This is a genomic window from Bacillus sp. SIMBA_031 (genome assembly GCF_046535225.1).
Taxonomy (GTDB): domain Bacteria; phylum Bacillota; class Bacilli; order Bacillales; family Bacillaceae; genus Bacillus; species Bacillus velezensis.
On record NZ_JAWRXC010000005.1, the window covers coordinates 214342 to 228906 of the forward strand.

The 14565-nt window shown below is 47.9% G+C and carries 14 protein-coding genes; 13 read left to right on the top strand and 1 reads right to left on the bottom strand.

Annotated features, from left to right (window positions below; all coding sequences use genetic code 11):
• Position 1 precedes the first annotated feature (1 nt).
• The 4 genes from SB724_RS14975 to SB724_RS14990 all read left to right on the top strand — a co-directional run bounded on the left by SB724_RS14975 (position 2) and on the right by SB724_RS14990 (position 2893).
• A complete protein-coding gene (locus SB724_RS14975; RefSeq protein WP_410571761.1) occupies positions 2 to 1009 on the top strand; it encodes a 5-oxoprolinase subunit C family protein in 1008 nt (335 codons plus the stop codon).
• Positions 1010 to 1026: 17 nt separating this feature from the next.
• Positions 1027 to 1776 carry an IclR family transcriptional regulator gene (locus SB724_RS14980; RefSeq protein WP_410571749.1) on the top strand — a complete coding sequence of 250 codons (750 nt, stop codon included), beginning with the start codon at positions 1027 to 1029 and terminating at the stop codon, positions 1774 to 1776.
• Between the two features lie 64 nt (positions 1777 to 1840).
• On the top strand, positions 1841 to 2482 hold the full coding sequence (lipC, locus tag SB724_RS14985) for a spore germination lipase LipC (protein WP_007609458.1): 642 nt from the start codon (positions 1841 to 1843) through the stop codon (positions 2480 to 2482).
• Positions 2483 to 2677: 195 nt separating this feature from the next.
• Positions 2678 to 2893: a YczI family protein gene (locus tag SB724_RS14990; protein WP_369719110.1), complete on the top strand. Its 216-nt coding sequence runs from the start codon at positions 2678 to 2680 to the stop codon at positions 2891 to 2893.
• Here the strand turns inward: SB724_RS14990 and SB724_RS14995 are convergent.
• A complete protein-coding gene (locus tag SB724_RS14995) occupies positions 2864 to 3184 on the bottom strand; it encodes an antibiotic biosynthesis monooxygenase family protein (protein WP_003156282.1) in 321 nt (106 codons plus the stop codon). The two genes, SB724_RS14990 and SB724_RS14995, sit on opposite strands and share 30 nt — an antisense overlap.
• 156 nt (positions 3185 to 3340) lie before the next feature.
• Between SB724_RS14995 and SB724_RS15000 the strand changes: the two genes are divergently transcribed.
• From SB724_RS15000 to amj, 9 genes are all read left to right on the top strand, one after another.
• Complete coding sequence (locus SB724_RS15000) at positions 3341 to 5344, top strand: penicillin-binding transpeptidase domain-containing protein (RefSeq protein WP_045206795.1); 2004 nt, start codon at positions 3341 to 3343, stop codon at positions 5342 to 5344.
• A 113-nt stretch (positions 5345 to 5457) separates the two neighbouring features.
• On the top strand, positions 5458 to 6360 hold the full coding sequence (locus SB724_RS15005; RefSeq protein ID WP_014416927.1) for an aldo/keto reductase: 903 nt from the start codon (positions 5458 to 5460) through the stop codon (positions 6358 to 6360).
• A gap of 299 nt (positions 6361 to 6659) precedes the next feature.
• Positions 6660 to 8744: a BglG family transcription antiterminator gene (locus SB724_RS15010; RefSeq protein ID WP_410571752.1), complete on the top strand. Its 2085-nt coding sequence runs from the start codon at positions 6660 to 6662 to the stop codon at positions 8742 to 8744.
• A gap of 222 nt (positions 8745 to 8966) precedes the next feature.
• Positions 8967 to 10478: a class I adenylate-forming enzyme family protein gene (locus SB724_RS15015; protein WP_410571754.1), complete on the top strand. Its 1512-nt coding sequence runs from the start codon at positions 8967 to 8969 to the stop codon at positions 10476 to 10478.
• A 162-nt stretch (positions 10479 to 10640) separates the two neighbouring features.
• Complete coding sequence (locus tag SB724_RS15020) at positions 10641 to 11501, top strand: SDR family oxidoreductase (RefSeq protein WP_023356711.1); 861 nt, start codon at positions 10641 to 10643, stop codon at positions 11499 to 11501.
• A gap of 12 nt (positions 11502 to 11513) precedes the next feature.
• Complete coding sequence (locus SB724_RS15025; protein ID WP_410564664.1) at positions 11514 to 12017, top strand: D-lyxose/D-mannose family sugar isomerase; 504 nt, start codon at positions 11514 to 11516, stop codon at positions 12015 to 12017.
• An 87-nt stretch (positions 12018 to 12104) separates the two neighbouring features.
• On the top strand, positions 12105 to 12728 hold the full coding sequence (locus SB724_RS15030) for a GNAT family N-acetyltransferase (RefSeq protein WP_410564666.1): 624 nt from the start codon (positions 12105 to 12107) through the stop codon (positions 12726 to 12728).
• A 6-nt stretch (positions 12729 to 12734) separates the two neighbouring features.
• On the top strand, positions 12735 to 13157 hold the full coding sequence (locus SB724_RS15035; protein ID WP_003156270.1) for a pyridoxamine 5'-phosphate oxidase family protein: 423 nt from the start codon (positions 12735 to 12737) through the stop codon (positions 13155 to 13157).
• 496 nt (positions 13158 to 13653) lie between these two features.
• Positions 13654 to 14463 (top strand): lipid II flippase Amj, encoded by an 810-nt coding sequence (amj, locus tag SB724_RS15040; RefSeq protein ID WP_007609475.1) that lies wholly within the window; start codon positions 13654 to 13656, stop codon positions 14461 to 14463.
• Positions 14464 to 14565: the final 102 nt, after the last annotated feature.

Sequence of the window (14565 nt, forward strand, 5' to 3'; positions counted from 1 at the left end):
TATGAAAGTGGTAAAGCCCGGTCTCTTGACGACGGTTCAGGACACGGGACGCACGGGGTATCAGAAATACGGTGTGCTGGGAAGCGGCGCAATGGATACGATCTCTCTGCGCATCGCCAATCTTCTTGCCGGAAATCAAGAAAAAGAGGCGGGGCTTGAAATTACGCTCATGGGTCCCGGGCCTTCCTTTGAATTTTCAGAACCTGCGGTTATTGCCGTCACGGGAGCTGATTTCGCCCTTCATATTAATGGGGAGCCCGCCCCTCTGTGGAAACCGGTTTTGATAAAGGAAAACAGCGTCGTCTCATTCGGGCCGTGCAAGATGGGGAGCCGCGCATATCTCGCCGTCGCGGGGGGATTTGACGTGCCCGCCGTCATGGAAAGCAAAAGCACGTATGTCAGAGCGGGGATCGGCGGTTTTTGCGGAAGAGCGCTGCAAAAAGATGATGAGCTGCCGCTCGGCCGTATGACGCCATGTTCGGAATCAATCGCGTACCGTCTGAGCGATTCTTTCGGACAGCATGGTTTCTCAGCGCCTGATTGGTCTGTCAGCAGCAGAGGGTTTCTGCCGCTGAAAAAAAATCCGGTCATACGAGTGCTTGAAGGCGCTCAATTTCACGCTTTTACAGAAGAAGCAAAATTGCGTTTTTATCAAGAGTCATATGCGGTCACGCCTCAATCCGACCGAATGGGCTACCGGCTGAAGGGCGCTCCGCTTGAATTGCGGGAGCCGCTGGAGATGGTATCTGAGGCCGTGACGTTCGGAACGGTGCAGGTGCCTCCGGACGGCAATCCGATTATTCTGCTGGCTGACAGACAGACGACGGGGGGCTATCCGCGGATGGCGCATATCATATCCGCCGATCTTCCTCTCGCCGCCCAAACGATGCCGGGGGAACATATCACGTTCCGGGCCGTTTCGCTGGAGGAAGCGGAAATGCTGCTTTTGAAGAAGGAACAACAGCTGAAGGAGCTGAAAGCAAGGCTCAAAATGGAATGGCTGATCTGACAAAGGGGCTAAAGACCATGGAAAACAAAAACAAAACCGTCATCAAATCAATGGAACTGCTTCATTTGTTTCTGACTGAACCGAGCCTGAGCTTAAATGAGCTGGTTTCTCTATCGGAGATGCCGAAGACCTCGGTTCATCGGATGGCAAGCTCACTTGAGGAAACGGGGTTTCTCACCCGGGCGGCAGACGGCCGTTATCAGCTTGGTCTGATCTTTTTACAATTCGGCCAGCTCGTCTCTGAACGTCTGGATATCAGAAAAATAGCCAAGCCGATTATGGAAGAGCTGTGCGGCGAAGTGGATGAGGCCGTTCAGCTGATCATGAGGGACGGGGATGAAGCCATTTACGTCGAAAAAATTGAAGGCACCCAAACCGTCCGCCTGTATACGGCAATCGGCCGCCGGTCGCCGCTGTACGCGGGAGCGTGCGCCAGAAGCATTCTATCGTTTCTGCTAAAAGAGGAGATTGACACATACATTCAGAAGACAAAGCTTGCCGCAATCGCCTCAGGCACGATGACGGATCGGGCTGAACTGCTTCAATCTATTGAAAGATCCTTACAATCAGGTTATACGATCAGCTATTCGGAATTAGAAGATTACACGGCGGCGATCGGGGCGCCGATTTTCAATCACGAAGGTAAGGTGGCTGCCGGAATCAGCATCGCCGGCTTCGAAGCCCGGTTTTCAGAGGACAGGCTGCCGTATTTAACCGAAAAGGTCAAAAACGCCGCACAGCATATTTCTGAGAAATTGGGTTATTGACCGAGCCAATTTTTCTTCACTCGCGTACATTACAATATCGATAGTAACGAGTGGAGGAAAGTAAATGGGACTTGTTTATACGGCGCTGGGGGATTCTTTGACGACGGGAAGGGGATCCGGGCCGTTTTCCGCCGGTTTTGTCCAGCGGTTCGGGCGCATGATGGCAGAAGATTTACAGACAAGAACCGACGTATCCATCTTTGCCAAATCAGGCCTTGAGACGGGAGAAATTCTTGGGCTTATGTCCTTGCCGTACATTCAGAGGCGGATTCAGGCTGCTGATATGATTACGATTACAGGCTGCGGCAACGATTTGATCGATTCGGTTCAGGCATATCAGCAAACATCGGACGCTTCGGTGTTCACCAGCGTGTCCAGTCACTGCCATGAGAACTTTGAAAAGATGATAGCCAAGATCGCTGCCTTAAAAGGGCCGCACCCGTCTCCTTATGAGATCCGCGTCTTTAATTTATACAATCCTTTCCCGGGCATCTCCATTGCAGAAAAATGGATATCCTCTTATAATGCGCACCTCAGCACACTCGCATCGGCGCCGCACGTCAAAATCGCCGACGTCCACAGCGCTTTCAAAGGAAAAATGAATGAATATCTCTCTCATGACCGCGTACACCCCAACAGTAAGGGATATGAAGTCATGGCATGCGTCCTGCGGGGGCTCGGATACGGAAGCCTCGCCCGCTCATAACCGCGCGCTCCTTTTCATCGGGAGCGCGCTTTTCGTGCTCCTTAAAACAAACTTAAAATTGTCCGACTTTCGTTCTATCCGCGCAAAAAATACGCTAGAATAATGGAGGATAAAGACAGAAATAGAATTGTGTTCAAAAAATGATAACAGAAAGGATGGATTGCTTTGCTGCGCGCCTTAAAACTGTCACTCGCGATGCTGATTATTATACTTGCGGCCGCCGCATTTACGTATGCGGAACATACCTCTGTCATACAGCCGGTTATGCTCGTGTTTCTCGGTGCGGTCATGTTCATTCAGGGGCTGGAGGAAAAACGGAAAGAAAACGACGGCTCCGGGAAATTCAATATCTATACCGCCGTTTTTGTATGGTCAATCTCCTTAATCGGTTTTACGCTTCACGCGATCTGAGTCTGATAGATCCTGAAAATGCTCCACAACGGGAAATGGTGAATAAAAACGGTGCAGTAAGGCTTTCCATTCCTGATATTCCGGCGATCCGCGAAAGCCTTTTGTATGATCTTCTAATGTCTCCCATTCCACAAGCAGCAAATATTTATGCGTCTTTTCCATACATTTGGACAAGGAATGGGACAGATAACCTTTCATACCCGCGATAATCGGCTCCGCCCGGCGGAATGCCTCTTCGAATTCCCCCTCAAGACCTTCTTTTACATAAAGCATGGCTGCTTCTCTGATCATCTGAAATTCCCCCTTTTTTTAATAGATACATTGTATAAGAATATGGCCCGTGACGGCCGGGAAAACAAAAAAATTTTAAACACTATGAGAAAAAAATCCTTGCCAGCCTGATTTGGTTTAGGAGAAAATAACAGTTGGAAGGCAGGGGAATAGACAGTGAAAAAAGGGTTATACCTATTACTTTTACTTGCAGGAATCATAGGTTTGATCGGCTGCTCGAAAACGGAATCGGCCGAAGACAGAATGAAAGATTTCGTAAAAGACTGGAACGGCGGTCATTACGATAAGATGTACCAAAGCCTCACCCAGGATGAAAAGAAAAAACTATCCAAAAAGGATTTTGTAAAACGATATGAAACCATTTATGAACAAGCAGGGGTCAAAAATCTGAAAGTCACTGCCGAAAAACAGGACGAAGACGATAAGAAAAAAGATGACCTCCAGCACATCGATTATAAGGTCAGCATGGATACAAAAGCAGGGAAGGTCGCTTTTGAAAACACGGCCGTCCTGAAAAAAGAAAAAACAGATGATGGAGAATCATGGAACATCGACTGGAATCCTTCTTTTATTTTCAAACAGCTTTCCGATGACAAAACCGTGCAGATCGCAAATGAAGAACCGAAGCGCGGACAAATTTACGACAAAGACGGAAAAGGTCTCGCCGTGAATACCGAGGTGCCGGAAATCGGCATTATCCCTGGAAAACTCGGCAAGGATAAAGACAGCGTGATCAAAAAACTGTCTGAAAAACTGGACCTTTCTGAAGACGATATCAAAAGCAAACTGAACCAGGGCTGGGTAAAAGACGACTCCTATGTCCCGATTCAAAAAATCAGACCGGATGATGAAAGCAAGGTCAAAAGCTTGCTCGCATTAGACGGCGTGACGAAAACGAAAGTCAGCTCCCGCTACTATCCGTACGGCGAAAAAGCGGCCCATCTGACCGGCTATATTAAAACCATCACAGCGGAGCAGCTGAAAAAAGCGAAAGACGGCCAATACAGCGATACTTCCAAAATCGGCATCGCCGGCCTTGAGAATGTATATGAAGACAAACTGCGCGGCACGGCCGGCTGGAAAATTTACGTCCCGCAAACAGGTGAGGTCATTGCTGAAAAGAAAGCCGAAAGCGGGCAGGATATTCATGTAACGATTGACATGAAAACGCAGACGAAGCTGTATGATTCTATGAAAGATGACAGCGGAGCGGCAGTCGCCCTCGAACCGCAAACGGGAGAGACACTCGCGCTCGTCAGCGCACCGTCTTATGACCCGAACGGCTTTATTTTCGGCTGGAGCGGAAAAGAATGGAAAAAGCTGAATGAAGATAAAAACAATCCGTTTTCAGCGAAATTCAACAAACTCTATGCGCCGGGATCAACGATTAAACCGATTGCCGCGGCAGTCGGCCTGACAAACGGCACATTGAAAGCGTCGGAAAAGAAAAAAATCACCGGAAAAGAGTGGCAGAAAGATTCAAGCTGGGGCGGTTACCATGTCACACGCGTATCAGAGCGCCTGAATGAAGTGGATCTCGAAAACGCGCTGATCACATCGGACAACATCTACTTTGCGCAAAATGCCATAGATGCCGGAGCGGACGCGTTTACAAAAGGATTAAAAACATTTGGCTTTGATGAAGAGATTCCGTACCAATTTCCGATTGAAAAGTCTTCAATCGCTAACGGCAAGCTTGATTCCGAGATCCTTCTCGGAGATACGGGCTACGGCCAGGGGCAGATGATGATGTCTCCGCTGCACTTAGCGGCTGACTATACCGCATTTGTAACAGACGGAAATCTCGTCAAACCGACATTGATCAAAGACGGAGAAAAAACACCGCAAATCTGGCATAAGCAGGTGGTGTCGAAAGCCAATGCCGAAGAAATCACGAAAGGGCTGAGAGGCGTCGTTGAAGATCCGCGCGGCTCTGCATATCAGCCGGCCGTAAGCGGCATTACCGTAGCCGGAAAAACCGGTACAGCCGAGCTGAAAACGTCTAAAGAAGACAAAGACGGCAAAGAAAACGGCTGGTTTGTCGGTTACGATTATAAAAAGAAAGACCTCTTGATCGCAATGATGATTCAAGACGTCAAAAAACGCGGCGGAAGCCATTACGTCGTTGAAAAAGCGAAAAAGCAGTTTCAGAATCATTAAATGACGATTTTTGCGGGCTGAAAGGAAAATCGGCTGCCGAAGCAGAATGAAACAGCATGGGCAATTCCTGAAAACAGAGATACAAGAGGCTCTAAGAAAAAGGGGGATTTCACATGCAGCGCATTCAATTGGCTGAAGACCTGGAATTTTCAAGAGTGATACACGGGCTTTGGCGTCTGAACGAATGGAATGTTTCAGACGGAGAGCTGCTGAATCTGATTGAATGGTGCATCAGCCAAGGCATCACCACCTTCGACCATGCCGATATATACGGCGGTTATACGTGTGAAAAGCTGTTCGGCGGCGCTTTGTCCCTTTCGCCTTCAATAAGGGAGCGAATCGAAATCGTCACAAAATGCGGGATTGTCATTGAATCACCGGAACGGCCCGGAAACAAGTCGCATCATTATAATACGTCGAAGTCTCACATTTTAGCGTCGGCGGAGCAGTCGCTTTTGAATCTGAATACGGATTATCTGGACGTGCTGCTCATTCACAGACCGGACCCGCTTATGGACCCGGAGGCTGTGGCTGAAGCGTTTCACGCGCTGAAAAGCTCGGGAAAGGTCAGATATTTCGGGGTGTCGAACTTTAAAGCGCACCAGTACAGAATGCTCGAATCCTATTTGGATGATCCGCTTATCACAAACCAAATTGAAATTTCGGCGTACGAGCTTGAAAATATTCATGACGGCACGCTGGATTTCTGTCAGGAAAAACGCATTCCGCCGATGGCGTGGTCACCGCTTGCGGGCGGGAGCGTCTTTACCGGACAATCAGATAAGGACGTCCGAATCCGTGCCGCGCTTCGTTCCGTACAGGAAGAAATCGGCGCCGCTTCCATTGACGAAGTCATGTACGCATGGCTGTTCACCCACCCGGCAGACATCATGCCGATTGTCGGCAGCGGAAAAGAGAACCGCATTTCCGCCGCGGTGCGTGCATCCGCGTACAAACTCAGCCATGATCAGTGGTTCCGGATTTATACCGGTGTCCAAGGCTGCGATATTCCATAAACAGAACAAACGCCCGGAAGCTATCTTCCGGGCGTTTGTTTATGTGGTGTGCAATGTCTAAAAACAAGTAAGGTCACTTTGAAGTATAGCCGTGCGGATCAAGGGTAACAAGCGTCATGGCATATTATCTGACACATTTTTCTTTTTCAATACTGTCACACGGCCCAGTGCCAAATTGCCATTTGAAAATGGTTGAATAATCATTGAAAGCGTTTTATATTATAACTTACACCACTTTCCCCGGCAGCACTCCCCATATGCCATACTTCTCACAACTAGAAAATCTGGAGGCGCGTTTCATGTATATGACAGCGAGAGAACAAAAATTAATGAAACATCTTTTATTGCAGAACCGGTACGAGACAGTGCATGAACTGGCGGAAGCTTTACAAGTCAGCACAAGAACCGTTCACCGCGAGTTAAAAACAATCAAACCGATGATGGAATCATTCGGTCTGGCACTTGATAAACAGCCCGGCAAAGGACTGAAAGCGGCAGGAAACCCGGAGGACAAACAAAAACTCCTGTCAGACCTGTCCTATGAACAGTATGAATACAGCGCTGAGGAGCGGAAACTTTTAATTCTATGTTCACTATTAGAGTCTCAAGAGCCGATTAAGCTCTACAGTCTGGCGAACGAACTGCAAGTGACAAACGCGACGATCAGCTATGACCTGGATGAGCTGGAGACTTGGATTGCGCCCTTCGGCTTGACGCTGATCCGAAAAAGGGGCTTCGGCATTCAGCTGACGGGGCCGGAAAATGCGAAACGGAAAATCGTCGGCAATCTCATCGTCAACCGCCTTGATATTCAAAGCTTTTTGGAAGCGGTTGAATTGAATATTAAAGGAAAACCGGACGATGCTGAAAAAATGTTCGGCGTCGTAAATAAAGCGGAACTTTTGAAAATGGACCGGCTCTTAATACAGCTCAAGGAAAAAATCGCGATCGCCTTATCTGACAGCTCATACATGGCGCTTGCGGTTCATTTAACCTTTGCGATGGACCGGATCAGGCTCGGAGAAACCATCACGATGGAGGATTCGGAACTAAAAGCGCTGCAGCAGACGAAGGAGTACGGCTCTGCGCTGGAAATGGCAAAAGAGCTTGAAAAAGCGTTCGGCGTTTCAATTCCGGAAGCTGAGATCGGTTATATCACCATTCATTTGCGGAGCGCCAACCGCAAATACAAAACGGAATTCAAACCGGAAGACATAGAGGTTGAAACGGCCTTGCAAACGAAGCAGCTGATCGGCTTCATTTCTGAAAAAATTAAAATTGATCTGACGGAAAACGGTTCTTTATACGACGGTTTAATCGCCCATCTGGAGCCTGCGATCAACCGGGTAAAAGAAAATATCGACATGTACAATCCGATGACCGAGCAAATTAAACGCGACTACTTTCTGCTGTACATGGCCGTAGAAGAAGGAATGGAAAAATTCTTTCCGGGGCTTCTTTTCTCTGATGATGAGATCGCTTTCATCGTTCTTCACTTCGGCTCCGCTCTGGAAATCAAACGGGAAGAAGCGAAGATCAAAGCGCTGATCGTCTGTTCAAGCGGCATCGGATCGTCCAAAATGCTCGCATCCAGGCTGAAAAAAGAGCTTCCGGAAATCCGTTCCTTTGATATGTCTTCCCTCATCGAACTGAAGGATCGAGACATCACCGCGTATGACATGATCGTATCCACCGTTCCGATCCCGTATGAAAACATTGATTACGTCATGGTGAGTCCGCTTTTAAACGAAGAAGACGCTGATCAGGTCAAGCAGTACATCAAAAGAAAGATTCCGCTGATTCTTGACAAAAAAAGAAACGGTAAAAGAGAAGAGAAGCAGCCGGAGACGCCTGATATGCTGGAAGCGGCCGGCCGTATGGCGCATTACGCGGCGGTTATCCAAAGCGTGCTGCGGAACTTTTCGATCAAATCGATTGATTCAAACACGGAGTACGAACTGTTTTTAGATCATTTGTTTGCCATGCTGGAGCAAGAAGGATTGGTTCATAATGCCCGAAAAACCGCACAGTGCCTTGCTGAGCGTGAACGACAGGGCGGACTCGGCATTCCGGGAACGGCGATGGCCCTGTACCATCTCAAAAATGAAGAAATTGTCACGCCTTTTTTCAAAATTTATGATTTGACAGCTCCATGCAGTGTCAAAGGCATGGACGGAAATTCCCTGACCGTCGACCGCGCTTTGGTGATGATGGCGCCGGCTGATATGCCCGCTGAAGGGTCGGAAATACTAAGTGCGGTCAGCTCGGCCATCATCGAGTCCGAAGACAGTATAAAAGCCTTCCAGACTGAGGCTGAGGCCGATTTATACAAACGTTTAAACAAGCTGTTTTATCATTTCATTCAGGAGAAAGGACAGCGGTAAACAGGAAGCGCACACCTCATGTGGGGTGTGTTTTTTTGTGCATGTATGAGGGTAAGGGGAAGGGAAGAAACTAAAAACACGGGACTATTGTATCATTCACCGATGGAATAGTTCTAAAACAAAATAGTTTTACAAGTTATATTTTTTGGTTTAAAATGGGTTGCGTGAGAAAGAAAATCTGACAGAGTTTTTTTGTGATTTATCATTATGGGAGATGAAAATATGGAGACATTACAGCATCTGATTCTGCATGACATTTCAAATAGCGAAGAGATCGAAGCTGTAAAAAGCGGTGCGCATACCCTGACCTACGCGGAATATCGAAAACGAATCAACCAGCTTGCACAAGCGCTTCTTGATAAAGGAATAAAAAAAGGCGACAGAGTGGCGATGCTTTGCAAAAACGGCCACGCGGCATCCATTGTCATGTTTGCGGCACTCGAAATCGGCGCGGTGGTTGTGCCGGTCAGCTGGCAATTAACACCTTACGAAATGAAAGGCATTTTAGAAGCCTGTGAACCGAAAGCTGTTTTTTACAGCACTGAATTTAAAGAGATCATGGAAGAAGTGCTTCCTGCGCTTACATCTTCTCTTAAACTGAAGGTCGTAACAGGAACAGCTGCGGAGACAACGCCTCAGTTTGACGCTTTATTGACAGGCTCCGGTGAAACACCGGACGTCGAAACGGTGTCTGAAAACGATACGGCATTGCTGATGTTTACCTCAGGTACAACCGGCAATCCGAAACGCTGCATGATCACTCACGGCGGCATATACAACTACGTAAACGCGACATTGGCATACACGGGGAGAATGCAGCATGTCCGCTTCTTAGCATGCCATCCGAATTACCATACGAGCGCGATTATCTGCCAGATGGTCGGCACGATGAGCGGAACGACATTCATTATGACAGACAATCAGGACCCTGTGGAAAACTTGAAGCTCATCGAAAAAGAAAAAATTCAAACCATCATGGCGCTGCCAGTCTATTTCACATACCTGCTGAAAGCATGGGAAACGTATCAGACTGACATGTCTTCTATCGTTTATATGATGACGGGAGGAACAAAGGTGCCAAGCAGTCTGATCCAGCAGTATCTCGACATCGGCATTCCGCTCATGCACGGATACGGAAGCACGGAAGCGTGGGGCATCAGCTCTTGGAATCCGCAAATGGGAATGGATAAAGCCGCTTCCGCGGGTAAACCGATGGAAGAAGTGGACGTCCGCGTTGTAGATCCGGAAACAGGTGAATTCCTTCCGCAAGGTTCAATCGGAGAAGTCGCTGTGAGAAGTCCGTTTTTATTCAAAGGCTACGAAGGTAACGAAGAAGCGACACGAAAAGTGCTGAAAGACGGCTGGTTCCATACGGGCGATTCCGGCTATGTGGATGAAGACGGATTTATCTTTATCACCGGACGTTATAAAGATGTCATCATCTACGGCGGCGACAATATTTATCCCGACCAGATTGAAGAAGTCATTCAGCAAGTGCCGGGCATTCTCGAAACGGCGGTTGTCGGTATCCCTGATCCGCTCTACGGCGAAAAGCCGAAAGCATTCATCGTGACAAACGGCAGAGAAGGCCTGACAGAAGAAAAAGTGACCCGATTCCTTCAAGAACGTCTTGCCGCTTTTAAAATTCCGGACATTGAGTTCGTCAGCGAACTTCCGAAAAACAACCTTGGAAAAGTGAGAAAAGACGTGCTCCGCAAACAAGCGGTCCGTTAAATAATTGAAAACAAAAACCCGGCTGCCAGCCGGGTTTTTTTCTTGCGTTCCATGTGAAACATTTTTCTCCGAAAACGTTTTGAACTGTCTCAATCATGTTTATCCGGAAGACTGACGAGGTAGACAAGAAATATGAGATCGAACAAGAAGGAGGAACTTGACATGGAAAACTATCCGAAGGAATTCCCGGCGGAATCACAAAATCGCCAGCCGGGCATTGAGAACGAAATGAATCCGGCGCCTGTTTATGAATACAAAGAATATAAAGGCGCTGATAAATTAAAAGGGAAAACCGCACTTATCACAGGGGGCGACAGCGGTATCGGACGCGCCGTAGCGGTTGCTTACGCGAAGGAAGGCGCAAATGTCGCGATCGTCTATTTTGATGAACACGGTGATGCGGAAGATACAAAAAAACGAGTGGAAGAAGAAGGCGTAAAATGTCTGTTAATCCCCGGCGATGTCGGTGAGGAAGACTTTTGCAATGAAGCCGTTGAAAAAACGGTTGAAGAATTCGGGCGTCTTGATATTCTCGTGAATAACGCCGCGGAACAGCATCCGAAAGAAAGCATTAAAGACATCACAAGCGAGCAGCTTCACAGAACCTTTAAAACAAACTTTTACTCACAATTTTATTTGACTAAAAAAGCGATTGATTACATGAAGCCGGGCAGCGCGATCATCAATACGACATCCATTAATCCTTACACAGGCAATCCGCAGCTGATTGACTACACGGCTACGAAAGGCGCGATTAACGGTTTTACGAGATCTATGGCGCAAGCGCTCGTCAACGATGGTATCCGTGTCAACGCCGTGGCGCCGGGACCGATCTGGACACCGCTTATTCCGGCGACATTCTCAGAAGAAACAGTCGCTTCCTTCGGTCAGACTACGCCGATGGGCCGGGCAGGCCAGCCTGTTGAGCATGTCGGCTGCTATGTACTCTTGGCCTCAGACGAATCATCTTATATGACCGGACAGACGCTGCATGTCAACGGCGGCAAATTTGTGACCACATAAGGGGGCTGAAGCATGACGATATCGAAACATGACGTAAATGCATACTATCAAAAAGCGGGAATCGTTCTGACTGATGATGAAGTCGAAGACATTCAAATCATGGATTACGGCTTAGGCAAGCTTGAGGAAACCGGGCTTCAGCTGTTTATTTACGTGAATACCGACCGCTACTGTTCGAAAGAATTGGTGCTCTTCCCGCGCCAGACGTGTCCCGAACACCGCCATCCGCCGGTCGGCAGCGAGAAGGGAAAACAAGAGACATTCCGCTGCCGCTGGGGGAAGGTGTATCTCTACGTGGAAGGCGAAAAGACAGAGAACCCAAGCGTCCTCCCGCCGGAAGAAGACAAGGAATACTACACCGTCTGGCATGAGATTGTGCTTGAGCCGGGCGGACAATACACCATACCGCCGGATACGAAGCATTGGTTTCAAGCGGGAGAAGAAGGGGCGGTCGTCACGGAAATGTCATCGACAAGCACGGATGATCACGATGTTTTCACCGACCCGCGCATTTAAGGATGAGGCTGCACGCCTCATCTTTTTTTGTATGGAAAAAAGTGAATTTACCTGTATAATGGCTAATAAAGGAAAGAAGGTGCGGTCGTGTTTTCCTGTCAAATCCGGGAACATCTGACGATCAGATTGCTTGCCAAAGAAGATACGGACGAATTGTATTCTGTTATGAAGCGAAATCAAAACCATCTCAGCGAATGGCTCAGCTGGGCTGAAGAACTGGCTGATATCGATACGTACCGCGATGTGATCATTCCGGAATGGCGCTATAAATACGCGGAAGAGAATGGGTTCGACGCCGGAATTTTTGTGAAGGGCCGGTTTTGCGGCATGATCAGCATCCATAATGTTGATACAGCCAATCAAAAAGCCGAAATCGGCTACTGGCTGGATCGAGAGCATGAAGGATTCGGCATCATCACCGCAAGCTGCCGGGCGGTCATCACCCATGCATTTCAGGATCTCGGGCTGAACCGCATCATGATCAGCGCGGCTGAAAAAAACACGAAAAGCAGGGCGGTGGCGGAACGGCTCGGATTTCAGAAAGAAGGACTGACGAGAGAGGGCATTTTCGTACAGGGCGCCTATCATGATACGGTGAACTACAGCATGCTGGAGCGGGAATGGAGCGAAGATCGGCAGAAGAGCACATTTCTTGGTTTAAATGTCTCCCCAATGTGGAAAAGTAATAGCGGAGACGTTAAAAAGGAGTGATTCTTCATGAATCAAAATGAAATCAAAGAAAAAGTGCTTGAAGTACTGGATCATCATAAAGTCGGTTCGCTTGCGACGGTAGAGCAAGGCAAACCGCATTCACGCTACATGACATTTTTCCATGACGGCTTAACGATTTACACGCCGACGAGCAAAGACACTCATAAAGCGGAAGAAATTGAAAACAATCCGAATGTTCATATCTTGTTAGGGTATGACTGTGAAGGATTCGGTGACGCTTATGTGGAAGTGGCCGGAACCGCCAAACTGAACAACTCAGCCGATTTAAAAGAAAAGCTGTGGGATCCGAAACTGGAACGCTGGTTTGACGGAAAAGATGATCCGAATCTGGTGATTCTTGAAATTGAACCGAAGCAGATCAAGCTCATGAACGCGGGTGAAAAAACGCCGGCCGAGCTGGAACTTTAATAAATCATTTGATTATTCAGGGGCAATCTGTTATAATTAATTGTTAAGTGACAACATGCAAATAAAAAAGAAAGTAAACTTCTTTTTTCTGTTTTGATATAGAAGCTTCAGGCTTCAACGGACAGCTTGAAAAAAAGCTGAGCTTATTCTTTTCCTTCTGACATTCGCCCCTAACGAAGAGATGGAAAAAAGACTTTTTGTTTTACAATTCACACCGGCGCGGCTTCGGAGCCGCAGTGACGATTGAGAGGTAGGGCTTTCGTTGTCTTGTGTTCAAGAACTTCCATGGTGTTTACTTTCGAAGAATGATTCTGTCGGAACTGTTTATACGAATCACCCGCGGGCTAAGGCGGGCAACATATATTATTTATTTGCGTAAGAAAAGAATAAGACAAAACCGCACCGGGCATCCGGGCGGTTTTTTTATGTAACAGGCCGAAACCTCGCCGCAGTCTGCAGAGTCTAATCAGTAGAAAAGATTTGGAGGAATCATACATTGCACGTTATTACTTCACAAGTACTGTTTATCTTCTGTTTTCTGCTGCTGATACATTCGATTGAAACGCTTGCCTATGCAACACGGCTTTCCGGCGCGAGAGTCGGATTTATCGCGTCCGCGCTGTCATTATTTAATGTCATGGTCATCGTGTCGCGCATGTCAAACATGGTTCAGCAGCCGTTTACCGGACATCTGATTGATGCCGCCGGATCAAACGCCCTGTCTCTTGTGGGCGCCCAGTTTCGATTTTTAATATTCGGCTCCACGGTCGGAACGATACTCGGTATCTGTCTTTTGCCGACATTCGTCGCGTTATTCACCCGGGCGATTATACACTTGGCGGACGGAGGAGGCTCCGTCATGCAGGTATTTAAAAAAGGATTTTCACTGAACGGGCTGAAGCATGCGCGTTCTTATATCAGACGGCCGTCAGTCTCCTATTTAAAAGGGCTTCAATTCCGAATGATCCCGAAACGCTTGTTTGTCATTAATATGGTCATTACGTCTATTTACACGATCGGTGTTCTGTCCGCTCTGTACGCCGGCCTTTTGGCGCCTGAGCACAGCACGACGGCCGTGATGGCATCAGGTTTAATCAACGGAGTTGCGACTATGCTGTTGGCTGTATTTGTTGACCCGAAAGTATCCGTACTGGCAGACGATGTGGCGAAGGGCAAGCGCAGCTACGTCTCCTTAAAATGGACATCATTGACGATGGTGACATCAAGGGTGGCGGGCACGCTTCTCGCCCAGCTCGTGTTCATCCCCGGCGCTTATTATATCGCCTGGGTGACGAAATGGATGTAACGCAATAAAAAAGCTCCTCTTCTGCGGGACTGCCCCCCGTTTTTGAGACAGGGGTCAAAACACCTTTTAAACAGCCAATTGCCGATAGTTTATCGGTGATTG